General features: G+C 62.4%; 23 protein-coding genes and 1 tRNA gene. 8 read left to right on the top strand and 16 right to left on the bottom strand.

Features of this window, described 5'->3' with window-relative positions:
- Window positions 1–243: 243 nt before the first annotated feature.
- The 3 genes from IPM84_20965 to IPM84_20955 form a co-directional block, all read right to left on the bottom strand.
- A complete protein-coding gene (locus IPM84_20965; protein ID MBK9095181.1) occupies window positions 244–765 on the bottom strand; it encodes a hypothetical protein in 522 nt (173 codons plus the stop codon).
- Window positions 766–3,662: 2,897 nt separating this feature from the next.
- Window positions 3,663–3,983: a hypothetical protein gene (locus IPM84_20960; GenBank protein ID MBK9095180.1), complete on the bottom strand. Its 321-nt coding sequence runs from the start codon at window positions 3,981–3,983 to the stop codon at window positions 3,663–3,665.
- Window positions 3,964–4,263 (bottom strand): BrnT family toxin, encoded by a 300-nt coding sequence (locus IPM84_20955; protein ID MBK9095179.1) that lies wholly within the window; start codon window positions 4,261–4,263, stop codon window positions 3,964–3,966. Before IPM84_20955 ends, IPM84_20960 begins: the two co-directional genes overlap by 20 nt.
- Window positions 4,264–4,705: 442 nt before the next feature.
- On the opposite strand from IPM84_20955, the gene IPM84_20950 reads away from it, so the two are divergent.
- On the top strand, window positions 4,706–6,052 hold the full coding sequence (locus IPM84_20950) for an alpha-glucosidase (protein ID MBK9095178.1): 1,347 nt from the start codon (window positions 4,706–4,708) through the stop codon (window positions 6,050–6,052).
- 43 nt (window positions 6,053–6,095) lie between these two features.
- Here the strand turns inward: IPM84_20950 and IPM84_20945 are convergent, their stop codons facing one another.
- The 10 genes from IPM84_20945 to udk all read right to left on the bottom strand — a co-directional run bounded on the left by IPM84_20945 (window position 6,096) and on the right by udk (window position 16,400).
- On the bottom strand, window positions 6,096–7,700 hold the full coding sequence (locus tag IPM84_20945; protein MBK9095177.1) for a glycosyltransferase family 39 protein: 1,605 nt from the start codon (window positions 7,698–7,700) through the stop codon (window positions 6,096–6,098).
- Window positions 7,701–7,867: 167 nt separating this feature from the next.
- Entirely contained in the window at window positions 7,868–9,217 is a 1,350-nt protein-coding gene (locus IPM84_20940; protein ID MBK9095176.1) for a FecR domain-containing protein, read from the bottom strand.
- A complete protein-coding gene (locus tag IPM84_20935; protein MBK9095175.1) occupies window positions 9,210–9,779 on the bottom strand; it encodes a tetratricopeptide repeat protein in 570 nt (189 codons plus the stop codon). Before IPM84_20935 ends, IPM84_20940 begins: the two co-directional genes overlap by 8 nt.
- Before the next feature lie 169 nt (window positions 9,780–9,948).
- Window positions 9,949–10,968: a HEAT repeat domain-containing protein gene (locus IPM84_20930; protein ID MBK9095174.1), complete on the bottom strand. Its 1,020-nt coding sequence runs from the start codon at window positions 10,966–10,968 to the stop codon at window positions 9,949–9,951.
- 3 nt (window positions 10,969–10,971) lie between these two features.
- Window positions 10,972–12,207, bottom strand: coding sequence for a LysM peptidoglycan-binding domain-containing protein (locus IPM84_20925; GenBank protein ID MBK9095173.1), 1,236 nt, complete (start codon window positions 12,205–12,207; stop codon window positions 10,972–10,974).
- A gap of 109 nt (window positions 12,208–12,316) precedes the next feature.
- Window positions 12,317–13,123 (bottom strand): uridylate kinase, encoded by an 807-nt coding sequence (locus IPM84_20920; protein ID MBK9095172.1) that lies wholly within the window; start codon window positions 13,121–13,123, stop codon window positions 12,317–12,319.
- Complete coding sequence (locus IPM84_20915; protein MBK9095171.1) at window positions 13,123–13,539, bottom strand: DUF126 domain-containing protein; 417 nt, start codon at window positions 13,537–13,539, stop codon at window positions 13,123–13,125. The genes IPM84_20920 and IPM84_20915 overlap by 1 nt, the downstream gene beginning before the upstream one ends.
- Window positions 13,536–14,900, bottom strand: a complete 1,365-nt coding sequence (locus IPM84_20910; GenBank protein ID MBK9095170.1) for an L-seryl-tRNA(Sec) selenium transferase — start codon at window positions 14,898–14,900, stop codon at window positions 13,536–13,538. Before IPM84_20910 ends, IPM84_20915 begins: the two co-directional genes overlap by 4 nt.
- 114 nt (window positions 14,901–15,014) lie before the next feature.
- Window positions 15,015–15,088 (bottom strand) — tRNA-Val (locus IPM84_20905).
- Between the two features lie 103 nt (window positions 15,089–15,191).
- On the bottom strand, window positions 15,192–16,400 hold the full coding sequence (gene udk / locus IPM84_20900) for a uridine kinase (protein MBK9095169.1): 1,209 nt from the start codon (window positions 16,398–16,400) through the stop codon (window positions 15,192–15,194).
- Window positions 16,401–16,977: 577 nt separating this feature from the next.
- On the opposite strand from udk, the gene IPM84_20895 reads away from it, so the two are divergent.
- From IPM84_20895 to IPM84_20875, 5 genes are all read left to right on the top strand, one after another.
- Entirely contained in the window at window positions 16,978–18,273 is a 1,296-nt protein-coding gene (locus IPM84_20895) for a carbohydrate ABC transporter substrate-binding protein (GenBank protein MBK9095168.1), read from the top strand.
- A 181-nt stretch (window positions 18,274–18,454) separates the two neighbouring features.
- A complete protein-coding gene (locus tag IPM84_20890) occupies window positions 18,455–19,402 on the top strand; it encodes a sugar ABC transporter permease (GenBank protein MBK9095167.1) in 948 nt (315 codons plus the stop codon).
- Between the two features lie 19 nt (window positions 19,403–19,421).
- A complete protein-coding gene (locus IPM84_20885) occupies window positions 19,422–20,297 on the top strand; it encodes a carbohydrate ABC transporter permease (protein MBK9095166.1) in 876 nt (291 codons plus the stop codon).
- Between the two features lie 104 nt (window positions 20,298–20,401).
- A complete protein-coding gene (locus IPM84_20880; GenBank protein MBK9095165.1) occupies window positions 20,402–21,409 on the top strand; it encodes a Gfo/Idh/MocA family oxidoreductase in 1,008 nt (335 codons plus the stop codon).
- Window positions 21,410–21,476: 67 nt separating this feature from the next.
- On the top strand, window positions 21,477–22,487 hold the full coding sequence (locus IPM84_20875; protein ID MBK9095164.1) for a Gfo/Idh/MocA family oxidoreductase: 1,011 nt from the start codon (window positions 21,477–21,479) through the stop codon (window positions 22,485–22,487).
- Between the two features lie 17 nt (window positions 22,488–22,504).
- Here IPM84_20875 and IPM84_20870 read toward each other — a convergent pair whose 3' ends face one another.
- Both IPM84_20870 and IPM84_20865 read right to left on the bottom strand, forming a co-directional pair.
- Window positions 22,505–22,687, bottom strand: coding sequence for a hypothetical protein (locus IPM84_20870; GenBank protein ID MBK9095163.1), 183 nt, complete (start codon window positions 22,685–22,687; stop codon window positions 22,505–22,507).
- A 231-nt stretch (window positions 22,688–22,918) separates the two neighbouring features.
- Complete coding sequence (locus IPM84_20865; protein ID MBK9095162.1) at window positions 22,919–23,140, bottom strand: hypothetical protein; 222 nt, start codon at window positions 23,138–23,140, stop codon at window positions 22,919–22,921.
- Here IPM84_20865 and IPM84_20860 point away from each other — a divergent pair.
- Complete coding sequence (locus tag IPM84_20860; GenBank protein ID MBK9095161.1) at window positions 23,139–24,434, top strand: endonuclease/exonuclease/phosphatase family protein; 1,296 nt, start codon at window positions 23,139–23,141, stop codon at window positions 24,432–24,434. The two genes, IPM84_20865 and IPM84_20860, sit on opposite strands and share 2 nt — an antisense overlap.
- On the opposite strand, the gene IPM84_20855 is transcribed toward IPM84_20860, so the two are convergent.
- Complete coding sequence (locus IPM84_20855; protein MBK9095160.1) at window positions 24,348–25,799, bottom strand: cytochrome P450; 1,452 nt, start codon at window positions 25,797–25,799, stop codon at window positions 24,348–24,350. The two genes, IPM84_20860 and IPM84_20855, sit on opposite strands and share 87 nt — an antisense overlap.
- Before the next feature lie 266 nt (window positions 25,800–26,065).
- On the opposite strand from IPM84_20855, the gene IPM84_20850 reads away from it, so the two are divergent.
- Window positions 26,066–26,446, top strand: coding sequence for a hypothetical protein (locus IPM84_20850; protein ID MBK9095159.1), 381 nt, complete (start codon window positions 26,066–26,068; stop codon window positions 26,444–26,446).
- Window positions 26,447–26,880: the final 434 nt, after the last annotated feature.

Below are 26,880 nucleotides of genomic sequence, written 5' to 3'. Positions count from 1 at the left end.
TGCGGCAGACTCCCCACCAGTCGGGCTTCACCCAGAGGTTGGGCGTTTTTGGCTCATGATCTTTGTTATTTTCAGAATGCAACTCATCAGTGGGCCGCATCAATTTTATAGCACCGATATAAATCTTCCTTACTCCAAATGTTATTCTTTAGCAAAAATGATTTTACGGGTAAAGCTGTGTTGTGGTGTAGATACGATTTTTGAAGGGGGAGGATATGGTGTGGTATCAATAACAGGCACCGGTCAAGGCAAAGGGGTTGCTGTGGCTTCGGAAGACAAACATGTATCTCGATTGAGAGAAGGATATCTTAGTGGAATCTCGATATCGCCTAATTTCATCTCGCCAAGCCATACTGAATAGATCCCCTGCTCTATCTGGTCAATGTCAAACTCGACATATCCTCCACCTCCGCAGTCAGCAGTGCATATTAAGCCTCCATTTCTCGCGATTACAAAACGGCTCTGAATTTGTATTTTATTTTGGTCAGAAATGGTAACTGCGCCTACCTGTTGAATTTGATCAGTACAGCTGGAGGAATAACAACCTTGGGGTTGAATGATTCCTTGTAACATAGAGTACTCAAGATTCCTGAAACACACTGTGCCTTTATTTTCCTGAACTACCGCACCTTCTGTCAGGGGAGGAATCTCAGGCAGAGTTAATTGTGAAGTGATTTTATTACATGCGGCTAATATTCCTGACCAGAAAATGATGAAAAGTAAGTACCACAATTTCAACGATGAAATGTTCAGTGAATTATTCATTGACGCTACACCCTTGCTATCTTATGCAGCCCAACGCCAACCGTCAGCCGCCTGGGCCGCCAATACCGTCAACCGGCCCAGATCCTCCCCGGTCGGCTGCACGGAATGTTGGGCAGCGGCCCCCCGAGCACGACCTGACCGGACGGGCCTGGGCGAACCAGCGATCCCTTCCATTCCAGCCGCCTGCCCGTGGACGGCCGTCAAATGACCGCCCCACGCCAACCGGTCTCCCGCCGGGGCCTCCGGTCTCAGGCCAGGAGATCCGTCCGGTCGGTTGCACGGAATGTTGGGCAGGCCCGCCACCAGCAGAGCCGACCGACGGGCCTAGGGCGAACCCGCGGCCCTTCCATTCCAGGCGCCTCGCTTGGACGCCTGCGACGACCGTGAACGGCCGCCGAAGGTCCGCCCAACGCCAACCGGTCTCCAAAAATGCTTGAAAATGCCGCAGAATCCCACACGTCGGCCCTTTGCCGACGATCAAAATTCAGCTGGAAGGAAAGTAATCTCTGAGAAACATGCTGTCGCGTTACGCCAGGAACTTTCTTAACTCAATAAATCTCCTTCGATGATTCATCAGTCCTGTTTTTCCATAAAGACCATAATTTCCGAGGGAGATCGGTAATTTTGTTTTGGACCGCACCCAGGTCTTGTCATAGGTGAGTTGTCAAATTCTTGATAAAACAATCATCGTAACATTCTTCTCGCAACTGAGTGGCACTCAATTGGCAAGAATCGTCGCAACGATGCTCAAAGTTCAAGTAATTCGTATCGTATTCCAATTTATGCCTGAACAGGCTCGCTCGAAACAAATGTCGCTAATGTCCATGTTTTCAAAAACACCGTATTAAAGTTTGAGACGCTTGTTCCGAATTCAAATTCTTTCTCTCGCAAATCGTCAGGTAATGACTGGGACGCAAAGCAGTTAGGAAAGGTTCTCCTCGGTTGCGTGGCCAACCTATCAATCCGGAATATCCACCCCGGCGCAAATTTCAGTCAGGTGGAATGCCCGCGCCCAACGGCCGCTTACCTGCGCCCAGCGTCCCCCGCTGCCCGCACGCAACCGCCGCCGCATGAGGTGAACCATGCTGACCACGCCGCAAGCCCAGCCGCCAAACCGCGGCTGAAAGGCGAACTGTGCTAACGGATGATGCCCGCCAAGCGCACAGTGCTACTCCGCCAACAGCGCGCTCAACAGTAGCGTTGCCAAAATCAAATACGCCACCACCGCCAACGCCGAAACCACGGCGGTTGACTGACCATTTCACTGCCGTGGGCTTGCGGCTGACCCCCGAAAGACCCCTTGGGCGCTGGAATCCGACACAAGAGCGCAAACCAGCAATGGCACTATAGGAAAGCGGCCGAAAAACGAGCAGGATCGCCGCTTGCCACCGCCTGAGGTAAAGTCAGACCACATTCGCCAGCGGCGTGACTACGTTGAGCTGCTTACCCGTCCACTCCCCAGGCGGGCCATTGAAGCTCAAGAGTGCCGGTTGAAGTCGGTAACTTGGGTCAGGAGCCTTCCAGGCTGAAAGCGGGTTTGAGCACCGGCGCGTCAGGCGTCGTGCGGCGAAAGCCTGCGCGGCGGTTGCCCATTAACCAGCAGTTGCGGGCCACCGATGGGAATCCGCACGGCGGCTTTACTCCCAAGCTGTACACGGGTTTCCATACGTTTCTCCTTGTTTTAGAGATAATCATAGGCGTCCCATTCTCGATTTGTGTCAAGTCGGGGTGACGTCTGCGGCAAATCTTGCCCTGAGTTCCTGCTGCTTGACCCAAGGCGTTACATTGGGCGGCCTAACGCCAACCGTCAGCCGCCGGGGCCGCCAACACCGTCAACCGGCCCAGATCCTCCCCGGTCGGCTCGCGGGGAGCGCGCGGCCGCGCAGGGCACGCCTGACCGGACGAACCTGGGCGAACCAGCGACCCCTTCCATTCCAACCGCCTGCCCGTGAACGGCCCGTCGAGGGCCCCAACACCGGTCTCCACCCCGGTCTCCCCGCTCCGCCCAACGCCAACCGTCAGCCGCCGGGGCCGCCAACATCGTCAACCGGCCCAGATCCTCCCCGGTCGGCTGCACGGAATGTTGGGCAGCGCCGCCCCCAGCAGAGCCTGACCGGACGGGCCTGAGCAAACCAGCGAACCATTCCAACCGCCTGCCTGTGGATACCCCCGCAGCAGCTCCGCCCAACGCCAACCGTCAGCCGCCGGGGCCGCCAATACCGTCAATCAGCCCAGATCCTCCCCGGTCGGCTGCACGGAATGTTGGGCAGCGGCCCCTCCCCGAACACAACCTGACCGGACGAGCCTGGCCGAACCAGCGACCCCTTCCATTCCAACCGCCTGCCCATGAACGACCGTCGAAGGGCCGCCCAACGCCAACCGGTCTCCAATCTCTGGTCTCCAATCTCAGGTCTCAGGTCTCAGGTCTCAGGGCAGAGATCAGAGATCAGGTGTGTGGAAGGCGAGAATTCTCCGGTCTCCGGTCTCCAATCTCTGGTCTCCAACAGACCCACCCAACGGCCAGGTTCAGTCCGAAGCCCTCTCGGCGTCCGCAGTCCACTCGATTCACCATCAGCATGACAACATCCCCGCTGAGGCTCGACCTATTCATCTATCCGCGCCAGTCGCGCGGTTCATCATTCAATGGAATCAGACTCTGACAGCTCAGCACTTGCGTAGCAAATCGTTCAGGGAAACCCACCGGTCCCGCCAGGCGCGGAACCTTTCATGGCACTGTCACTGAATGCAGTATACAACCCTTCTGCGCCCCTGTCAACATCTATCAACAACCGGCCTGCGCAGCCTTCGATCCACCCGAATACCTGACGTCTGACGTCAGTTGTCGCTCTTGCTGCGCTCGCGTGAAGCGCCGAGGATGCAAGGCCCACACTGGCCTGTTACAATCTGCGCGATTTGGCAACAGCCTCGCCTTTGACAGGCCCGACTGGCGCCAGGGCAATCAAAGAACGTAGGGCCGTGTTTACGGCGTTAGAGTTCGGAAAATACTGGCGCACATCCGGGTCTAGCATAACCGCACCGTCTTCCAGTGTGAAGTACCGAATGCTTACCGTTCCATCGGCTCTGTAAATCCTGACCGTATGCCCTTGCCGGTAGGCGCGATAATACTTGCCACGCACGCCTTTCTTGTCACTGAAGTCGTATTCGGGCAGCATATCGGGCTCTTCTGCCCTTACTTGTTCAGTCTTCTCCTTGTTCATAGGTTCTCCGCTCCGAAGTCGTCGCGTTTCGGCAACTGATAATACGAATAATCAAGGTTTCTTCGGTGACTTCACGCTCAGTGTGAATGACGAGCAATACCTTGCTGGTGGCCGAAGTGCCAATGTTGATATAACGCTGTTCATTCTCCGAGTGCTCTTCGTCGGCAAAGGTGAACAAGAAGCGATCATTGAAAACCGTTTTGGCCTCCTCAAAACTGACCTTGTGCTTTTTGAGGTTTTCTCTGGCCTTGTTTTCGTCCCATTCAAAAAGAAGTCCCATCTTGTCTGCCTCATCTGTTCGCAGACCATAGATTACTGCATTGCGGTTCATCATTCAATGGAATCATCAGACTCTGACAGCTCAGCACTTGCGTAGCAAATCGTTCAACGCACCCCACATGGTCCCGCCAGGTGCGGAACGCTTCGCGGCTCTGTCACTGACCTCAGTATACACTCGGCCCTTGCAATTGTCAACCAACATTTCCCACGCATTCAACGCCTTCAACTTAGGAGCCGTCACGAAACAAGTGTTACATCTGTGCCCCTTTGGCAAGCGTGAGAGTTGCGATTATGATCAGTGGGTGCAGGAGATAAACGGTGCTGGCATCGGTGATAAAGGGCGCCAGGCGCGTGACTTTCGCGCCCGGCCACGACCTGTGGTACACTATGAATCCGCGCACCGACGCGCGACAAACACCCTCACTTCACACACGGAGCACATCATGAAAAAACGTATCGTCCTGATCGGCGCAGGGAGCGCCCAGTTCGGCTACGGCACGATTGGCGATATCCTGCAGAGCAAGGTCCTGGAAGGCAGCGAGATCGTGCTGCACGACATCAACCCCACGACGCTCGCCGCGGTCGCCGAGGCCGGCCGCGCGTTCATCGCCGAGCACGGCCTGCCCTTCAGCATTTCGGCCACCACGAACCGCCGCGAGGCGTTCGCGGGCGCCGACTTCCTCATCATCTCGATCGAGGTGGGCAACCGCTTCGAGCTGTGGGAGCAGGACTGGCGCATCCCGCAGCAGTACGGGGTGCAGCAGGTGTACGGCGAGAACGGCGGCCCCGGCGGCCTCTTCCACTCGCTGCGCATCATCCCGCCCATCCTGGAGATCTGCGCCGATATCATGGCGATCTGCCCGCAGGCGACCGTCTTCAACTTCAGCAACCCGATGAGCCGCATCTGCACCACTGTGCATCGAGCCTTCCCGGAGCTAAAATTCATCGGCATGTGCCACGAGATCGGCTCGCTGCCCAACTTCCTGCCGCGCATCCTGGGCGTTCCCTACGAGGCGCTCGAAGTGCGGGCGGCCGGGCTGAACCATTTCAGTTGCGTGCTATCGGCCAAATACAAGGCCACCGGTCAGGATGCTTATCCCGACATCCGCGCCCTGGCGCCGGCCTTCTTCGGCGCGATGCCGTCCATGACCACCGTTCACAAGTATTTCAAGGAGACCGGCCAGTGGCCCCGCAAGCCGGAGGATTTCGCCGCCCTCGAGACCGAAGCCTGGCCGGAGCGCCGCGTCTTCCAGGTGATCCTGGAGAAATTCGGCCTGCTGCCGATCACCAGCGACAGTCACTTCGGGGAGTACATCCCGTGGGCCTACGACGTGACCGACCACAAGGAGATCCTGGACTTCTACCGCTTCTACAAGGAATACCTGGCGAACATCCAGCCCAGCATCGAGCTGCGGCTGAAGGAGCGGATCATCCCGGTCATCGAGGGGATCCTCACCGACGCGGGCTATATCGAAGAGGCGGTCAATATCCCAAACAAGGGCCTCATCGCCGATCTGCCGGAGTGGCTCGTGGTCGAGGTCCCGGCGGTCGTCAACAAGGACGGCGTGACCGGTCTGCCGATGGGCAAGCTCCCGCATGGCTTCGCCGGCTTGCTGATGAACCAGGTGGCTGTCCACGACCTGACCGCCGAGGCGGTGATCTGCAAGTCGAAGTCCGCCGCGCTCCAGGCGCTGCTGGTGGATTCGATCGTCAATCGGTATCGGAGGATGGATGAACTGCTGGAGACGATGATCGCGTATCAGGAGCGGTGGCTGGGCTACCTCAAGTGAGAAACGTGCCATTTGGCTCAATGAATTTGTTCAGGATTGACTGCTACGGCGCGGGAACCAGCCGCACCAGTTCCAGCAGGGGACGGCCGCTGCGCTCGCGGAAGAGCGCCAGCGCCTCCAGGCGACGGCCCTGATTCGCAGCCAGCGCCTGCAGCGCCTCGCGGCGGCCTTGAAAGACGGTGAACTCAGGCGTGTGCAGGAGATAAACGGAGCTGGCGTCGGCGATAAAGGGCGCCAGGCGCGTGGCAAAATCGGCGTCGGGTTGATCCAGGCGCGCGTAGCCAAAGGCTTCGATGGGCGCAACCCGGCCCTGCGCCAGAAAAGCCACCGGCGCCTCGATGCCCCAGTCCAAAACAATGGGCGCTATCATCCCCCGGGCTTCCAGGTCGGCGGTCAGGCGATAGGAGGCGTCAGAATGGGCCGCGTAACCGCCGCTGGCGGTGAGGACGGCGTGGTAGCGCACGGTATTCCAGGCATCGAAGCCGCCCCAAACCAACAGCGCCGCGAACGCCAGCAGCGCAGGCCGGCGACCGTGCTGCGCCAGCAGGTCGGCCGCGGCCGCGCCCAGCAAGGGCAGCAGCGGCAGCAACAACGCAAAATGCGTGATGAACAGATCTGAAACGGTGAAGCAGCTCTGCACGACGATGAGGCCGGCCAGCAGCGTCAAACCCAGCACGCGGCGCCAGAGAAGCGGGGCCGACGCACTGATGCGCTGCAGCCAGGCCGGCGCCGGCAGATCCTCCTGACCCGGCTTGGGCGCCTCGAACGCCAGGTAGACCTCCAGCCCAAGTAGGGTCACGGCTGCCAGCAGGCCGGCCAACGCCCACCGCGCGACCGGATTGGCGTACACCTCGCCCAGGTACCAGAAGTGATGCCCTTGCAGGAGGATGCCGATCTGTTCGATGCGTTTGCCCAGGTTGGCCGCAAAATGGGTGTTGCTGACGCCGTAGTACGAGGTGTTCAGATTGCCCAGGATGCTGGCCACGGTGCCGCCAGTCTGCAGATTGAAGTGCAGCAGGGGCCAGACGCCGGCCAGGAAGGCCAACCCAAACCCAACCCACTGGCGTACTGCTGTCCGGCGACTCACGTCGCTGTAACGACTGCGCAGCCCGCCTTCGTGGGCTACGCCCCACGGTCGAAATGCACCCCGCCGGAGCCAGCCGAGCGCGGCAATCACCAGCATGGCGCCGATGGCCCAGATGAAGAGCAGTTTGGCCCACAGACCGAGGCCCCACAGGAAGCCGGTCAGCCACAGCCAGCGCGCCTGGCGCGTCTGCTGCCAGCGCCAGGCGGTCCACAGGCTGGCGCAGAAGAGGGTCACAGTGACGTTGGTGACGAGAATGCCTTGCCGGCTCCAGAAGACGAACGAAGGATTGACGGCCAGCAGCAGGACGGCCAGGCCGGCCGTGCGCCGGTTGAACGCGGCCGCGGCGAACAGATAGAGAAAAATCAGCGTCAGGCCGGCGCAGGCGATGGGCAGGCCCCGCAGGGCGAAGACGCCGGCGCCGCCCAGGGCCAGGAACGGCAGCGCCAGGTAGACGTTGAGCGCGCCGATGTAGTCCTGCACCATGGTGGGCAGCGTCAGGCCAAAGAGGTGCAGCCCGGCGTTGCGAAAGAGGGTCACGGGCTGGCCGCGCACAAGCTGCATGGCGTTCAGCCCGGCCTCTTTGGCCTCATCATAATGAAGGCCGGGCAGCAGTGGACGCCCGGCGGGACGCCCAAGCTGCAGAAGATGAGCAGAGCCAGGAGCAGCGGCAGCCAGGCCCGCAGACGGCGAGGATTGTGGGCGGTGAACATCGGTGTCTTACCCACCCATCAACGCACCAACAACTCGGCTTCCGAGATCAGGCTCTCGTAGTTGTAGCCGGACGCGTAGAAGCGAATCCAGTTGATGTGCGACGGCCGCGTCTCCCTCAGTAGTTCGATGAGATCGGGAGATTCATAGGCATACCAGACGCCGCGCGGGATCTTTTGCACGTTGCGCAAGGGCCAGGGCCGCGAAGAATCGAGATCGAGATAGTAGAAGCCCGATGTCCACAGACGCTCCACGCCGTAGATGTCGGTGTAGCTGATTTGCGCGGCCAGCGGAAACTCGGAGCTTTGCATCCCCGCACCTTGCAGGCTCTGAAAGACCAACTGCACGTAGAAGGTGATGTTGAGTGCGTCGAAGTCGCGCACGTCCACGTTGAGGTCCTGGCGAATCTCGGTTTCGGCATGCACGCCTTCCTGCCCACGGCGGGAGAAGAAAACCGCCTGGCGCCCATCCCGTGTGATCACCTGCACCGTGCCAATGCCGACGTTCTTCTGGGCATCTTCCCGCACGTCCACAAAGCTCTTGCTGCTCCAACCATCCAGGTTGCCGGCAAAACTGCCGTTGGCCAGCAAGTCCTGTTCCACCGGCTGCGGTGCGTCGGGCGCCTGACCCGCGGCGATGCGGGTGCGCTCCCCGGCCGGCACAATGACCACTTGGCCGCCGGCGATGACGGTCGCCTCGCCACCGCGTGTGGTCACCTGCGTCTCCTCGTTGCGCACCTCAACCGAATAACTGCCATCGGGTAAGTGAGCGGAGCCATGAGGGGTCTCCACGACGACCTGCAAGGGCCGCGCGCTGCGGTGCGAAGGGCTGACCCGGATACGGCCATGTTCCAAATAGAGACTCAGGCGGTCGGCCGCGCCGCTGTAGCTAAAACGGGGCACGCGCGCGGTGGTCAACAGAAAAGAGGCGTTGTTGTAGAGGGTGATGGTCGCCAGCGATTCCTGCGCCTTCTCGTCGGCGTAAAAGGTGAGAATGGCGCTCGATTTTTCATCGGTCGCGACGCGCTGATCTTCGCTGACTGGCGCGCGTGACACCACGGCTTGCGTGTCGCGGGTTCGGGCGGTGGTCACCAACACGGCGCCATCAATCACATTGAGTTCGAGGGGGCGGGTGTCCGTGGCGTAAAGGACGAAACCCCGCGCGGTCAGCGGCGCCGCAATGGCCAGGGCGCAACACGTAATAAAGGAGATCACCGTGACGACCCAGGCCGTGCGCATGGGGTTGGCGCGAAAACGGCGCGTCACCCAACCGGGTGAGTCATGGCTCTGCGCTGAACGCTCTGCGCCGCGGTCAGGCGGCTCCTGGTCAGGCGTGAGAGCGGTGTGATCGCTTGCGGTTGAGTTAATCATTGCCAGTTGGCGTAGGCTCCGTGGAAACGCCCTGCTGCAGCAGTTGCAACCAATGGCTGGCGTCGCGGTCATGGGGAGCGATTTCAACGGCTCGCTGAAAATGCGCACAGGCGCGCGCCATCTCACCGCGGTCCCTGTAGATCAAGCCCAGGTTGTAATGCACATTGTGCAGGTTTGGGTCAATCTGCGCCGCTTTCTCGAAGGCCGCGATGGCCTGGTCCTGGGTCGCTCGGGTGGACAACTCCAAGCGCCCCAGGTACGCTGCCGCCAGGTTCAGCCAGACCATGGCATTGTCAGGCTCCAACTCAGCCGCCCGTTCCAGGATCGGCGCCGCCTGGCGGTACTTGCGCTGCATGATGTAGGCGCCCCCCAGGTTGATCGCCACCGAGACATTGTCAGGCGCCAGCAGCAGCGCTTCGCGCAGCGGCGTCAGGGCTTCGCCAGGACGCTGAGTGGCCAGCAGCCGCGCGCCTTCGTTCAACAGGTCAATGACACGCGTTGCAGAATCCAGCGCCTTGCCCACAGCCTCCTTGCGTCGAAATGGTTGTCCTGTAGCCATCATATGCTCCGTCCAGCGCCTCTTATCGTCATCGTCAATAAGCGTTCAGACCCTCACCCCCTCCCTCCCGACGACGGAACTGCGTCGTCGGGAGGGGGCCTCCTCTCCCGTCGTGTGCTTTTCCACGACGGGAGAGGGGGCCGGGGGGTGAGGGCCTGAACGCTTACCATCGTCAATCGTCAAAATCATCGTCGGCGACATTCTGGTCATCGTCCTCATCGTCCTCTTTCTCATCGTCAATCTCATCATCCAACTCATCGCCAAACTCATCATCGGCGCCGGTCAGACCCTGGCTGTTGAAATCGAGCGTTTCCAGGGCATCGGCCGCCAGCAACTCCAGGTCATCGTCCTCCGCACGGAAGACGGCTTGCAACGCCGGGCGCGCCAGGGGGCCGCCAACGGTTCCCAACGCGGTCACGGCTGCGCGGCGCATGGCAGGGTCAGGGTCGTCCAGCAAGATGATGAGACGCGGGGCAGCGGCCTGAATCTCGAGTTCGCCGGCGGCATAGACGGCCGCCAGGCGCTTGACATGCGAGTGACTGTCCAGCGCATCGCGCACCGTCTTGTTCCAGTGGCGATCGGCGCTGTTCCCCATCGCCCGCAGGGCGCTCGCCTGCATCGCTTCATCCTCATCACGGTACGCATCCTCGATCACTGCGCGCGCCCGCTGATCGCTGGCATAGCCGACCGCTTCTACCGCCTGGCGCCGCACGCTGAGCAACTCAGATGCGGACGCGACCGTCGCCAAGAGGGCTGGCAGCACGCCGCCCGCGTTGGCGACGGCAATCTCCTCATACTCGCCGAGCAACACGAATTGCCCCAGGGCTTTGGCCGCGGCGGCCCGTACCTCGGCGTCAGGGTCGGTCTGCAGGGCTTGCACGAACAGCGGAATCAAGCTCTCATCGTCGTCTTCCCGCAGCCCTTCGATGGACAGGCGGCGCACGGTGGGATCAGCGTCAGCCAACGTCCACAGCAAGATCATGGTGTAGTCAAGCTCTACACGCGCCCTTGCCCGCACATTCAAGGCCTGGATGAGCTTTTGGCGCCGCGTCAGGCTCCAATGGCTCCAGGCAGCCTGCAAGAGCGCCATGTCGCTGCGACTGAGGTCCGACAGACCGCCAAAAACCGGGTAAGGAATCGTGTCAGATTCTTGCCGGAGCAGATCGAGGGTCTGTGAAAGGTTCTTATCCATGAGCTAATTCCACAAAAAATCGCGTGCTTCGCTGGGGGGACCCACGCGCTGCCACGCGCTGATATTGCCCGCGGCGTCACGCGTCACACTGACCACGACCACGCGCCAACTATAGCGCCGCCCTGACTCCTGATCGGCCTGACCGTAGAGCAGGTTGGAAACCCGCCAACTGGCGTTCGTGGTCGCTTCGGCAACGCGCCAATCGAAGACGCCGCCCAGGCTGAAGCCGATCTCCACCAGGTAGGCCATCGAGTCTGGCAAACCGGCCACCACCTGCCAGCTCAGCAGGATAACGGCATCCTCGCCGGAATACGAACTGCCGGAAGCGGGGCCAACCAGGTCTGGCGCAGGCGCTTGTGGCGGCGGGGTGTTGGTGGACGCCGGGGTGACGGTAGCCCCGGGCGCGGGCGTGGCAGTGGCCCCCGGCCCTGGCACCAGGATCTGCGCGCCCACCTGCAAGCGGCTCGGATTCAGCCCAGGGTTGAGCGCCAGCAGCCGCGCGACCGAGGTATTGAACCGGGCGGCAATGGCCGACAGCGTGTCGCCGGCGCGGATCGTGTAGCGCGTGGTTCCCGACGCATCCCTGACCGGGGTTGCCGTGGCAGGCACGCGCGTCGCGGTGGCCGTGGCCGGGCGAGGCGTTGCGGTCGAGGAAGCGGTGGCTGTTACTGTAGCCGGACGGGCGGTAGCTGTGGCCGTGGGCTGCGGCGAAGCCGTCGGCGTGGCCGTGGCGGTAGGCGTTGGCGACACGTCCAGAATGACAGTGGTTGTCAGGGTGGCAGCCGGCGTGATCTCCACGGTCAGGGTCACTTCCCCGGTCGTCGTCAGCGGCGCAGTCGCCTCGATCGGCGGCGGAGCATCGGTGGGAACCTCCACCGCCGGCGCAGGCACAGTCACAGTAGGAGCGGGAGTCATAGTGGGCAGGGTAATCGTGGGCGCCAGGGACGCCAGGGCCTGGCTGGCATCGGGCAGGCTGACGCGGCTGATGAGAAATGCCACGGCCAGGACCCCCACGACTCCCAGGGCCATTGTCTGCAGCGGCAGCCGCCAGCCGGCCGGTTTCAGATCACGCCCGCAGTGTGGGCAGACCTGCAGAGCCGCCTGACTGCGCTTACCGCAGGCGCGGCAGCGCACGGTGGTGACTGCGCGCGGCTGTACGCTGCCGCAAACCGGGCACACTCCTACCCCGCGACGCAGCGGAGTGCCACAATGTTTGCACTGGATACCCGTGCCTTGCATCAACAATTCCTCGAATCAAGATGGCTTGCATGAGACCATGCTTGCATAACAGGCTTCTCCATCTAAATGCTCAACCTAACTGCTCAACCTAACTGCTCAACCTAACTGCTCAACGCAGGAGCGTGCCGATCGGCAGCTCTGGCTGCAACAAGAGCCGGGTGATGGCGCCGGGCTGTTCGCCGCTGAAAAAACGTACCTGCAGGCCGGGAAGCGCCTGCACCAGGTTGCTCATGACCCGCACCTTGCTGGCCATGCCGCCAGTAACATCCGCGCCGTGCGAGCCGCCCAGGCCATCCGCAACCGGCGTCAGGTCCGCGGCGGAGATCAGCGGCACGGGCTGCGCGCTGGCGTCGGCCAGCGGATCCCTGTCGTACACCCCGCCGACCATGCCGGCCAGCAGGATGAAGTCCGGCCGCAAACGCCGGGCCAGCCAATCGAATACCTCTTCGGTCGAAACGATCGTCCCGCCGCGCACCTCGTCCAGCGCCACATCGCCGTAGACCAACGGGGTCAGGCCCTGGCGCAGGGCCGTGCTGACAGAACGGTCAGCCAGGGTCAGCAGTTCCCCGTCGCGGCAGAGCGCGCTGGCCGAAGGCGCCAGGCTCCAGACCGGTACGCCGGCCGCGCCAAACGCGTCGGCCACCAGGCGATTGAGCTGGGCAGCCACGCGTGACACCTCGGCAAAGCCGCGCCAGTCCGCAGCGGTGGTCACGCCGGCCCGTGTCTGATAGCGCCGGGCAGCCATGTGACCGAACGAGCCGCTGCCATGTCCCAGCAGCAGGCGCAGATCAGGCGCCTGCGCCTGCGCGGCCGCACATTCCTGCGCCAGGCGCTGAATGACATCCGGCCGGGGGGTCAACGGCGTGTACTTGTCGGTGATGAGCGAGCCGCCCAACTTGAGAAAGACGGTGCGCATCAGGCCCGGTCCCGTTCGACCGTCACCTGCGCGCCGTCCACGCGCACGCGATCGCCGCTCTGGATCAGGCCCACGTCAATCTGATCCACCATCGGAATATCGCCGATGATGGCGCCCACAGCCACGATGGCCTCGCTCTCGCGGGCGATCATCGCGGCCGGCGCCTGACCCGCGGCCGCCAGGCGCAGGATGGTGTACGAGCCGACCGTGCTGCCTTTGCCGGTGGGAAAGACCAGCACGCGGCCGGTGATGCGTTCCCCATGCAGGGGGTGGTTTGGCTCGATGATGATGCCGGTGTCAGGGTCCACGCCGCCCAGGAAGCCAATCGGCGCGGGCGAAACCAGCGCGATCCCTGTCGCCTGCCCAGCCCGGATGACGCGGCCCTGCAAGGTGAACGAAACCGGTTCTTGTGTCATGTTTGCCATGCCCCGATGAGCGCGGCCAGGAGATCAGCGTCCTGTGCGGGCAGCACGGTGCGCGCATCGAAAAGCGCCTGCTGATCGGCCGTCCGGCCGACCACCGGCGGCTGGCCCTGGCGCAGCCTTGCCAGCAGGCCCGCCGCGTCCGGCACAGCCAGCGCGGCGCTGGGCAATGTTTCGCCGGGCAGCGAGCCGCCACCCACGGTGCTCTGCACCGCCACGGCTGCGCACGGAATACCGGCCGCGGCCAGCGCCTGGCGCCAGGATTCGACCCGCGCCTGCAAATCGGGCAGGCGTGCGCCCATCATCTGCCAGACCGGCAGGCTGGTCAGCGCGTCCTCGCGCACATAGTGCAGCAGGGTGGCGTTGAGCGCGGCCAGGGTCAGCTTGCCCACGCGCAGCGCCCGCGCCAGCGGATGGCTGCGCAGCCGGGCGATCAGGTCGGCCCGCCCCACGATGAGACCCGCCTGCGGCCCGCCCAGCAGCTTGTCCCCGCTGAAAGTGACAAGATCAGCCCCGGCCGCCACGCTGGTCTGCACGGTCGGTTCCGGCGACAGGCCAAAGAGTGCGGTGTCCAGCAGGGTGCCGCTGCCCAGGTCGTCCACCACAACCAGCCCCTGCGTGTGCGCCAGGCTGACCAGGTCGGCCAGGCCCACTTCGGCCGTGAAGCCGAGCTGGCGGAAGTTGGAAAAATGCACACGCATGAGCGCGGCCGTTTGCGGCGTGATGGCCTGGCTGTAATCAGCCAGATGGGTGCGGTTGGTCGTGCCCACCTCGACCAGGCGGGCGCCGCTGGCCCGCAGCACATCTGGAATGCGAAAACCGCCGCCGATCTCCACCAGTTGGCCGCGCGAGATGATCACCTCGCGGCCGGCAAAAAGCGCGCTGAGCGCCAGGAAGACGGCCGCGGCGTTGTTGTTGACCACCAGGCCCGCCTCTGCGCCGGTCAGCCGCACCAGCAGCGCCGCGGCGTGATCGTAGCGCGAGCCGCGGCTGCCGGTCACCAGGTCATACTCCAGGTTGCTGTAGCCGGAGGCCAGGGCCGCGACCGCGGCGCTGGCGTCCTGGCTGAGGGGAGCGCGGCCCAGGTTGGTGTGAATGATGACGCCGGTGGCGTTGATGACCGCTTGCAGGCTGGGGCGCAGGGTCATTTGCACCTGCTGCTGCACCTGGCCGGCCAGGTCGGCCAGCGCGGGGCAGGCGGCGCCCTGCTGGATGGCGGCGCGCGCCTGTTCCAACACGGCGCGCGCTGCGGCCAGCGTCAGGGCGTGACCGGCCTGCGTCTGCAGATCAACCGGCAGCGCAAGCAGCAGCTTGTCCACCGCCGGCAAACGGCGCAGTTCTTCTCCCACCGTCATCTCCTGCCCATCTCCTCAATGACTGCTCAGGCTACGGCCCAAACGCCAGGCCCACGAAACAAATACGCCGCCGGAAGAACACCGACGGCCAGTCAGTAGGGCATCGCGTTGAGGTGGGCGACACAGGACTCGAACCTGTGACATCTTCCTTGTAAGGGAAGCGCTCTAACCAACTGAGCTAGTCGCCCACGAACAACAAAATTTTACCCGAAGACGCGACGCCTGTCAAAACGTCCGGCTGTTCATCAGGAATTCCAAATGTGGTCGCTGAAGACATCTGGAATGAAGGCTTTAGCCGGTTATTGGGCACTTGAGAACCCTGTGGCAGACCGGCTGAAGCCTCGATTCCGGGACCATTTGGATTTGCTGGCTGTTCATCAGCCGCCTGGCGCGGACTGACGGCCGCGCGCAATGGCGGCCGCGGCATAGGTTGCCAGGATGCCGGCAATGGCGACATCGTCCGGCCCGAAGGCACGCGGGCTGCGAAAATTGAAAAAGAACACCGACCGGCGTCTCCCCTTGCTGCAAACGCATACCGACGAAGGCCTGCGTGCCGCTGGCCCGAAAATGCGCAGTCTGCACCAGGTCAGGCGGCAGGTCGTTGGTGGCATCAGGCACCACCACCGTGCCATGCGCAATGACATAGGCGCTGAGGCCCTGACGTCGCGGCAGGGCCATCTCCCCGCCGGGCGGCCACGAAGCAGAAAACGCAGTCGGGTCCAGGAACTCGCCGCGACCGGCGTCGTACTGATGCAGCGTCACCGTGTCGGCCAGCAGTTCCTGCGCGGCCAGGCGCACGATGTCGTTCTTCACCGTGGTGGGATCGGCGGCCAGCAGCGCGGCGCCAATCTGCTGCAGCGCGTCCAGGCGGGCGCTCAAGATGCGGGCGCGCACATGGCCGGCCACGGTTTCCAGCGCATGGCTCTGCGTTGTCTCGCCGGAGACAATGAAATCGGCGAAGCGCTTGCTCGGCTCCACGAACTGATCGTGCATCGGTCGCACCGTTTGCCGGTACTGCGCGATCACCGATTCGATGGTGCGCTGGCGCTCGCGCACATCGCGCTCGATGCGTCGCAGCAGGCGCTCGTCCGCGCTCAGGTCTACGAAAATCTTCAGATCATACAGACCGCGCAGCTCCTCCGAGGCCAGGGCCAGGATGCCGTCCACAATGATCACATCGCACGGCTCCACCAGGCGCGTGGCTGCCAGCCGCGTGCAGGTGACAAAGTCATACGTGGGCGTCTCCACCGCCTCACCGCGGCGCAGTTGACGCAAATGCTCGGCCAGGAGGGGCGTATCCAGGGAATCAGGATGATCGAAATTGGTCGTCAGCAGGCGTTCGGCCAGCGGGACATGGCTCAAATCCTTGTAGTAGGAGTCGTAGGCAATGATCACCACGCGGCTGGGGCCAACCGTGCGCACGATGGTGTTCGTCATCGTCGTCTTGCCAGAGGCCGTGCCGCCGGCAATGCCGATCACATAGGGACGGTGTGAAATCACAGACAAGAGAACCTCCATTCATGCAGGCAGGCAGGGGGGCGATTGCGCAGGCGCAATGCCGGTCGGCGCAGGCCGATCTTGCGGCGGGGCGCCCCCTCGCCCAGAATTCATTCGGCGGCGTGCATTTACCTTAGCACCTTAGCACAACCTGCGTCATCCGTCAACCTGTTGTGCCGCCAGGCAGAAATTCCAAATGTAGCACACATTCAACCACAAAGAGCACAGAGAACACAAAGAAACGGCAGATCAGACGCAAATCGGCAACTTCTCTGCGTTCTTTGTGATCTCTGTGGTAAAAAACCAGGGTACATTTGGAATTCCTGGCTGCGCCGCGGGCGATTTGACAACCCTCTGCAATCGGGCTATCATCCTGCGCAGTCCTCGCGCAAACACCCGATCGGGCGTGCCTGGCGCCCAAAGACAGGCACAGATAGGAATGAGAATTAAATAAGTGTCCGCTTTGGTGCTGTCTATATGCTCAGAATTCGCTCGGAACTGGACAGTTAAAAAATTCTCATTCCATAGCACAAACTGTCAGCACATACGAATCAGAAGGAGAAGCAAACTCATGAAGTCCATGCGTCCGTTGTTGGCACTGCTCTTGATTGCAGTGCTACTGCTCACCGGTTGTACACCGGCGACAGCCCCCACAGCCAAGCCGGCCGAGCCGACCAAAGCGGCTACCAGCGGCGAAACGGTCACGCTCACCATCGAAAGTTGGCGCAACGATGACCTGACGATCTGGCAAGACAAGATCATCCCCGCGTTCAATGCCAAGTATCCGAATATCAAGGTTGTTTTTGCTCCCAGCGCGCCCACAGAGTACAACGCCGCGCTCAATGCCAAGCTGGAAGGCGGTACCGCCGGTGATCTCATTACCTGCCGTCCGTTCGACGTGTCGCTGGGCCTGTACAACAAGGGCTACCTGGCCTCATTGAGCGACCTGCCAGGCATGGACAACTTCAGTGCGGTCGCCAAGAGCGCCTGGATCACCGACGACGGTAAGAACGCCTTCTGTGTGCCAATGGCGTCTGTGATTCACGGCTTCATCTATAACGCCGATGCCTTCAAGGAACTCGGCTTGAGTACACCGAAGACCGAAGCCCAGCTGATAGCTGCGCTGGAGGCGATCAAGAAGGACGGGCGCTACGCCCCGCTGGCCATGGGCACGGCGGATCAGTGGGAAGCGGCCACGATGGGCTTCCAAAACATCGGCCCCAACTACTGGAAGGGCGAAGATGGCCGCCTGGCCCTGATCGCGGGCAAGGCCAAGTTCACCGACGCTGATTATGTCAATGTCTGGAACACGCTCGCAGCCTGGAAGCCGTACATGCCGCAGGGATTCGAGGCCGTCAAGTATCCTGACTCGCAAAACCTGTTTACCCTGGGCAAGGCCGCCATCTATCCGGCCGGCTCGTGGGAGATTTCGCTCTTCAACACACAGGCCAAATTCAAAATGGGCGCGTTCTCGCCGCCCACCAAGAACGAGGGCGACACCTGCTACATCAGCGACCATACCGACATCGCCCTGGGCATGAACGCCAAGAGCGCACACGCCGCTGAAGCGCGCACATTCCTGGAATGGATGACGACAGCGGAGTTTGCCGAGCTGTACAGCAACGCGCTGCCCGGCTTCTTCACCCTGTCCAATCACAAGATCGCCCTGACCGATCCACTGGCGCAGGAGTTCTTGAACTGGCGCGGGACGTGCAAGTCCACCATCCGCAACTCCTACCAGATTCTCTCGCGCGGCGAGCCAAATCTGGAGAACGAACTGTGGAATGTGAGCGCGCAGGTCATCGCCGGCACCTTGACGCCCGACGCGGCGGCCAAGCGCATCCAGGATGGCCTGGAAAAGTGGTACAAGCCCTAGGTTAAGCCAACCGTCCCCGGTGCGACGTGGCCGGCCGATCCCGGCCGCGTCGCACCACGGTGAGCGGGACGCACAGGCACTGGGCCGTGCGCCTTGCCGGTCTCGCCATAACCGCCTGTTGCGTCCCGCCGCCGGCAGCCCCACCGTGCCTCTACTTCGTTGCCAGGAAAGCAGGCCCATGATGCCATCACCGCCTGACATCCATCGTTCCGGTCGCAAACCCTTTCCCACCTACCTTGTCGTCTTTCTGGCCCCGGCCACGGTACTCTACACCCTGTTCATGGTCTACCCTCTGCTCGATTCCCTGCGCCTGAGCCTGTTTAGCACCCCCACCCAGGGCGGGCCGGAACTGTTCGTCGGATTGCGCAATTTTGTCGCCCTGCTCACCGATGATCTATGGGCGCCACGCTTTTGGGGCGCGCTCAAGAACAATTTCATCTTCTTCGCCGTACACACCCTGGTGCAAAACCCGGTTGGACTGCTGCTGGCGGCACTGGTCAGCAATCCGCGCCGGCGCGGCGCCGGCGTCTACCGCACGCTCTTTTTCATGCCCACCATGCTATCGGTAGTCATCATCGGCTTCAGTTGGCAGCTCATCCTCAACCCGCTGTGGGGCATCGCCAGCGGCGCACTGCACGCGGTGGGCTTGGGCGCGCTCTATCAACCCTGGCTGGGGCACGCCGGCTCCGCTCTGATCGTCCTTGCGCTGATATCGGTCTGGCAGTTCGTGGGCATCCCCATGATGCTCTTCTACGCGGCGCTGATCGGTATTCCCGAAGAGTGGGTGGAAGCGGCGCGGGTGGATGGCGCCAGCAGTTGGAGCATCTTCTGGCGCATCAAGTTTCCGCTCATCCTACCCACGGTGGGTACGGTGACCGTGTTGACCTACGTGGGCAATTTCAACGCGTTCGACTTGATCTACGCCGTGCAAGGCGCGCTGGCGGGGCCTAATTTCAGCACTGACCTCATGGGCACCTTCTTCTACCGCACCTTCTTCGGTTTTCAATTGCAGCTTGGCAGCCCCACCATGGGCGCGACCGTCGCCACGATGATGTTCCTCATCATTCTGGTGGGTGTCTTACTCTACCTGTTCGCCTGGCAACGCCGCGTGCAGAGCTATGAACTCTAGCCGCCGTCGGGAGAAACGCATGAATACAGCCACGACAGCACCGATCATCCAAACTTCGCGGGGTAAACGCCTGCGCCAGCGCCTGGGCAACCTGGCGCCCCATCTCATCTTGATCGCCTATGCCGCAATTGCCCTCTTTCCGGTCATCCTGATCGTCATGAATTCGCTCAAGAGCCGCAGTGCCATCTTCTCGCGCCCTTGGCTGCCGCCCCTGCCTTCCACCTTCGACCTGGTCGGCTACACAACGGTCTTGTTACGCGCAGACTTCGGGCGCTATTTTTTCAACAGCCTGACCGTCACCATCGTCACGATGGCGCTGGTCCTGCTGACCGGGGCTATGGCCGCATATGCGCTGTCAGAATACCCGTTCCCCGGCAATACGTGGCTCGGACTCTACCTCAGCCTGGGCATCATGATCCCCATTCGCCTGGGCACGGTCAGCATCCTGCGGCTGATCGTCTCGTTGGGTCTCATCAACACCCTGGCCGCGCTCATCCTGGTTTACACGGCGCAGGGACTGCCGCTGACCATCTTCGTCCTGCAGCAGTTCATGCGCCAGGTGCCGCGTGAATTGAAAGAAGCGGCGCGCATGGATGGCGCCAGCGAGTACCGCATCTTTGGGTTGATCGTGCCGCTGGTGGCGCCCGCCATCGCCACCGTCGCCGTCTTCACCATGATTCCCATCTGGAACGACCTCTGGTTCCCGTTGATCCTGGCGCCTGGCGAAGCCACCAAGACGGTCACACTGGGTGCGCAGTTGTTCCTGGGGCAGTTCGTCAGCGATTGGAACGCCGTCCTGGCCTCCCTGACCCTGGCCATGCTGCCGATCCTCTTGCTCTATGTCATCTTCTCGCGCCAGCTCATTCGCGGGCTGACGGCCGGCGCCATCAAGTAGGGGCATGGCCTTGCGCCTGCCCGCGTGGGCGACCGCAAGGGTGCGCCCCTACAAATTAAGAAGATACGAACGGCCGCCCAGAAGCCATCAGAAGGAGAAATCAGATGCGTATCGGAATCATCGGCGCCGGTGCGATGGGCAGCACCCACGCCATCGGCTGGGCGCAAACGCCGGCCACCCTCTGCGGCTTTTTGGCCGATCCGCCGGCCGAAGCGCGCGCGCTGGCAGCCCGTTACCAGGCACAAGTTTTTCCCAACCTGGAGGCGCTGCTGGCCGCGGTGGATGTGGTGGACGTATGCGCGCCGACCCATCTGCACTACCCCCTGGTGCTGCAGGCGGCCGCAGCCGGCAAGCACATCATCTGCGAAAAGCCGTTGGCCCTGAGCGTGGCGCACGGCCAAGCGATGATCGCAGCCTGTCGCCAGGCCGGCGTCAGGCTCTTCGTCGCGCATGTCGTGCGCTTTTTCCCCGAATATGCCAGCGCGCAGGCGGCCGTGGCCCAGGGCGAGATCGGCCAGCCGGCCGTGATACGCCTCAGCCGCGCCAGCTATCAGCCCCAAAAACCGGTGGGCAACTGGTTTCTCGATCCTGACAAGTCCGGTGGCATGATGCTGGATCTGATGGTGCATGATTTCGATTACGCGCGCTGGATCGCCGGCGATGTGGCCCGCGTCTACGCGCGCAGCCTGCAGCAGCAACAGCCGGAAGCCGCGGTGGACTATGCGCTGGCTATCTTAACCCATCGCCATGGCGCCATCTCGCACATCGAAGGCTCCTGGGCCTATCCACCGCCCACCTTCCGCACACGCCTGGAAATCGCCGGCAGCGATGGCCTGATCGAGTGCCACCCCGACCACACCCTGGCCCTGGCTACCTACCTGCGGCAAGCAGGCGCGGGCGATGTGCCCGATGTGGGTGTTCCCGGCAGCCCGATGTTAGAAAACCCCTATACCACGGAAATCAAAGCGTTCTACACCGCGATCACACAAGGGTTGCCGGCCCGCGTCAGCGCGGCGGATGGTTTGGCCGCGCTGCAAATTGCCCTCGCGGCCCGCGAATCGGCACAGCGCGGCGTTGCCATTGACCTGCCGCGCCTGCCGGAACTTGAGTGAGCGGCCGAACCGCAACCGGTCACGGCGGCCAAAGACTGTCACTAAACAGGACCATTCGAGGTGTTCCATGCGCATTGGACTTCTGAACCTGGCTCATCACCATGTCATCTCATACATCGCCAATCTGCGCGCCCTGCCTGGCGTTGAGTTGATCGGTGCGGCCGATGCTGACCAGGCACGCTGTCAGCATGTTGCCCAGACCTACGGCATGACCGCCTTCCCCTCTTATGACGCGCTGCTGGCGGCCCGGCCCGATGGCGTCATCGTCTGCGCCGAAAACACGCGGCATCGGGCGTTGGTGGAGATGGCGGCCGCGGCCGGGGTGGCTGTCCTGTGCGAAAAGCCGCTGGCTACCACGTTGGAGGACGGTCGAGCCATGGTAGATGCCTGTCGCCGCGCAGGGGTCAGCCTGATGACCGCTTTCCCCATGCGTTTCAGCGCACCGCTGCTCGAACTCAAAGCCCTGCTCGACCGCGGTGGCCTGGGCCAAGTGGTCGCATGCAATGGCACCAACCAGGGACAGATGCCGCAGCAGCACGCGGCCTGGTTTGTGGACCCGGCTCTCTCCGGCGGTGGTGCGCTGATGGATCACATCGTACACCTGGCGGACGTGCTGCGCTGGCTGCTGCAGAGCGAGGTGGTGGAAGTCTACGCGCAGACCAATCGTATCATGCATGCGGCCAGCGTGACGGTAGAGACCGGCGGACTGGTCATGCTCACGTTTGCCAATGGCGTGTTTGCCAGCATTGATTGCAGCTGGAGCAAACCACTGAACTACCCCACCTGGGGCGGATTGGCGCTGGAGATGATCGGCACACGCGGGGTGGTCAGCGCTGATGCCTTTCGACAAAATCTTGATATCTACAACCAGCGCCGCGGCGACCACACCTGGCGTTTTTGGGGCGCAGACGCGGATCAAGCGCTGCTGGCCGAATTCATCCACGCACTGCGTACACAGCGCGCGCCCGCCGTCAGCGGCGAAGATGGCTACCGGGCGCTGCAAATCACCCTCGCGGCATACACATCAGCGCAGCACGGACAGCCGGTCCGGCTGCCGCTCCCAGACAGGAGATCATGATGCGACTTTCGCCCACTTTACAACGCACAACCGTCTATGCGGTATTCTTCCTCTTTTTCTTCCAGCTCCTGGCTGACTTCGTGGAGGCCATCTACGCGTTCGGCCTGCTGGGTACCAACATCCCGCCGGAGATCGTGGCGGTGCTGCTCTTCTTCTCCCCACTCCTGTTGCTGCTCTGGCGCCGCGGCCGGCCGCGCCATCTGCTGTTCATCCTGGCAGCCCTGGTTCTGCTGAGCCGTGTGCTGGAGCCCTTCCTGGATACGCGGGGCCGGATGTTCGTCGCCGGCCTGGGTGTGGCCTGCTCACTGCTGCTCTTTTCGGCCTATCTCTGGCGCAAGCGCGCTGCCAGCGCAACCGACCTGGGTGCGGGGCTGACCGTGGCCCTTGCCCTCTCCGCGGCCCTGCGCACCTTCGGCTCCGGCCCGGACATTTCAACCGGCGGCATGTTCCAGGGCATCGGCTGGGGACTGGCCCTGCTGGTCCTGGTTCTCCTGATTCGTGGCTGGCCCGATCAGGAAGATCACGAGACGCCGGCCGCTCCGCCCGCGGCCGGCCGTGGCGCTACCGGCCCTGTCCTGGGCCTCATGGCCGTGATTTTCCTGCTCTATGTCGTCTTCTCCGCGCCCCCATGTCCTGGCGCGCTGGACCGGCATGGATCAGCGGCTCATCCTGTTTCTCTATTTCCTGGCGTTGGTGAGCTTTGGCTGGCTCATGGCGCGGCCCCTGGGACTGCCGACCCTCTCCCGCCCGGTCATTCTCGTCTTGAACCTGATCCTCCTGCTGGCCCTGGCGCTGACCGCCCGGCTGCAGCAGCCGGCCTTCACGGCCGACCCATCCGCCTTTCCCCTGCTCGAACCGGCGATCCCCTGGAACTTCCACATCCCCCTGGTTCTGACGCTGCTGCTCTGGCCCATTCTGCTGCTCGATGCCGTGCTGCTGCTGCAGACCATCGCTCAGCGCCAGCCTTCACTCCCCAGCCTGGGACGCAGCTTTGGCCTGGCCGCCTTCTTCCTGTTGGTCATGATCTTCGCCCACGTCTTCACCACCGTCTACGACTACATCCCGGTGATCGGCCCGCTGTTCCGCAATCAGTTCTGGGCGGTTCACCTGGCGGCCGGCGTGGTACTCGTGCTGGCCCTGCTGCAGACGGCCCGCTCTCAGATCGCGTGGACTTCGACGCCTGTCTTAGCCGCCGCGCTGACACTGGTGGGCGTTCTGGCGCTTGTGGGCGCCCAACTGATCACGGCCAAGCCAGCGCCGCCCGCCGGTCAGGCCCGCCAACTCACCATCCTGACCTACAACATTCAACAGGGCTACAGCGCGGAGGGGCAGCGCGACCCGGCCGGGCAGTTACGACTGCTGGCTGAGGTCAGCGCGGACATCATCGGCCTGCAGGAGTCCGACAACGCGCGCATTGCCGGCGGCAACGGCGACCTGGTGCGCTATTTTGCCAATCAGCTCGGCATGTACGCCTACTACGGCCCCAAGACCGTGGCCGGCACCTTCGGCATCGCCCTGCTCTCCCGCTACCCGATCGAAAATCCACGCACCTATTACCAGTTCAGCGAGGGAGAGCAGGTGGCGGTCATTACCGCGCAAATCACCGTGGGCGACCGCACCTTCGAGGTCTTCGTCAATCACCTGGGCAATGGTGGGCCGCTCATTCAGCAGCAGCAACTGCTCGAACTGATGGCAGGACGCACGAACGTCATCGCGCTGGGCGATTTCAACTTCCGGCCCGACAGCGAGCAGTATCGCCTAACCACGCAGCAGTTGGCGGACAGTTGGCTCCTGCGCTGGCCCGCCTGGCGGGACGACCAGGGTCAGCAGCCACAGCGCAAAATTGACCACATCTTCGTCTCACCTGGAACCGACGTGCGCCAAGCCCGCTTCATCCCCAGCCCAGCCTCCGACCACCCCGCCGTCACCGCCACTATCGGCTGGTAATAATCCCCCCCTCCTCCGCACCACGCGCACTCGGCAGTGCTTGTCGGGCGCGGGCGAGGGGCTGTAGGTGCGGCGCAGTTGGTACGCCGGGTCGGCCAGCGCGAATTCCAATTCGTGGAACAGCGTGGCCGCGGTGAGCATGATGAGCACCTCGGCAAAACCGGCGCCGGCGCAGGTGTGCGCACCAAAGCCGTAGGGCGCAAAGGCGCCGGGCTGGCGCGTCTCCTGGCGCGGGGGCAGGCAGCGATCAATGTCGAAGCGATGGGGGTCCCTGTAGATGCGCGGATCGAAATGCGCCACACCAGTCGCGGCCATGACCGGCTCCATCGCGTGCAACTGGCAGCCGGCAAAGGTGAACGGCTCGATGACGGTGCGCGGCACCATCGGCGCCACCGGGTAGAGGCGCAGCGTCTCCTGCGCGGTGGCGTGCAGGATGGGCATCTTGCGCAGCCGGTCGGCGGTCAGCGGGCCTGCGGCAAAAACCGCGTCAATTTCAGTTTGCAGGCGGGCCAGCGTTTCGGGCTGTTTGAGCAGCGCATAGATCAAGAACGAGGTTGTGCCCGCGGCCGTGTCAATGCCGGCCAGGTAAGGCCCCAGCGCGCCGATCAGCAGTTCCGGCTCGGAGAGCATGTCAGGGTTGTCGGCCGAGGCGGCCAGCAGGTAATCAATCAAGTCGCCATCGTCTGCCGACTTGGGCTGTGCCCGATGGCTGGCCAGCATGTCGGCGGCCAGTTGCATGACACGCGCCTTGGCCCGGCGATAGGGTGGCAGGCGCAGGCTGATTTTGGGCCATTGGCCCAGCACGGCGTTGAGCAGGGTGCGCATGAAAAGGACGAAGTCTGGGAAATAGTCGCCCGGCCCGCTGCCCAACAGCAAACGGCCGATCTGTTCTCCGATCAGGCGCTGTATGGTGGGGAAGACCACGAAGGTGGCGCCCGGCTGCCAGTCTGCCAGCAGCGTGCGCGTCAACGTCACCGCGGTGGGCAACTGCTCCATGATGGCCGTGCGGCTGTAGGGCTTCTTGAGAATTTTGCGCATGCGCGAATGGGGTTCGCCATCAATGGCGGCCAGGAAGTATTCCGATTCGATCTCATCGGCAAAGGTGGCCCAGGTGTAACGGCCGCTGAGATGCGCATCGCCGGCCGCGGTCAGGAACTGGTTGGCCTCAGGGCCGGCCAGGACCGTGAAGCGCCGGTTGAGCGCCTTGACCGTGAACACCGGGCCGTGCTTCAGATACTGCTGCTCCAGGAAAGTGAGCGGGTCGTTCATCAAGGGGAGGGCGCTGCCAAGCAGCGGGATGCCGTCGGCCAAGGGGGGCGCAGGCGCCTGCGAAAGGCCGCTCTGCCAGGTCATTGCGTTTGTCATGGTCTTTTTTCCTCGTTGGTACACATGTTCAACAGACTCTCACCTGCCATTGTGCTTTACATGACTCATTGCGTCAAATTCGGCGGATAGGAAATACTGCCGCGCTGCCTGTCATGGACGTCTCACCTTGCGGTGCAGGCAGCGCGTGAGGCGCCCGCGCTCCCAGGTAGTGACGCTCGCGCGCGATAGTCTGCAGGCACACGGGACTTGTGGTATAATTTGGGTGATATTAATGATATTCACATCGAATTTCCAGGAGAGAATAGATGTTCGACACAACCATGACGCTACCCAAAGAGACCGCCCATCCAGCGCGCATAGGTGTTCTCTTGCCGGAACAGACTGCACCAGCAATTCCAAAGGCCGCGCTGCGCGCATTGACCGAGCTTACTGGTCAGATTGAACTAGTGCCTGCGCTCCTGATCACGCTGAAGGACGCGATCGAGCATCGTCTATCGGTGATCGGCGTCCAGATACGCGCCTACGAAAATCAGTATGGAATGAACTTCGAGCAGTTCCAAAGCAGTGGTCGCAGCGGCGAACTGCAGGCTCCAACTTCATACCGGATCGAACGTGATTACTTCGAGTGGGACAGCTTGATAACCCGCCGCAAGAAACTGAACGACATCCTGCAATGGCTGGCTTGACTCTATCCCAATTCTCGACGTCGCCGAACTGTGACCAGTCTGGGGTTGGGCTGACAACCGTGACGAAGCAGTTTTCTTGACCATTGACGCCTTCATTGACGTCTACAACCCGATCCCTCATCCAAGACAACCAACGCATTTTTGAGCAGACAATGCTTTTGTTGGTTGGCATATTCATCCCTTCGAAAATCCTGACGAACACCGATTATGTGAAAAAGTGCGCTTCGAGGAATTCTTGAACGCCATTGAGCAATGGATCGAATAGATCTTCGATGCGGAAATTGAGGTGATGCGATGGGTGTCATGATGGCGACGAAGCCGATAACCGGAGAAGAACTGCTGGCGCTGGGCGACATCGGCCTGAGCGAGCTGATTGATGGGAGGATTATGACCATGACCCCGGTCGGCGATGGGCACGGGACGATTGAGTTCAA

Origin of the sequence: Candidatus Amarolinea dominans, assembly GCA_016719785.1 — a bacterium.
In the GTDB taxonomy this organism is placed as follows: Bacteria; Chloroflexota; Anaerolineae; order SSC4; family Amarolineaceae; genus Amarolinea; species Amarolinea dominans.
This window is presented reverse-complemented; position numbering and strand designations above follow the sequence as displayed.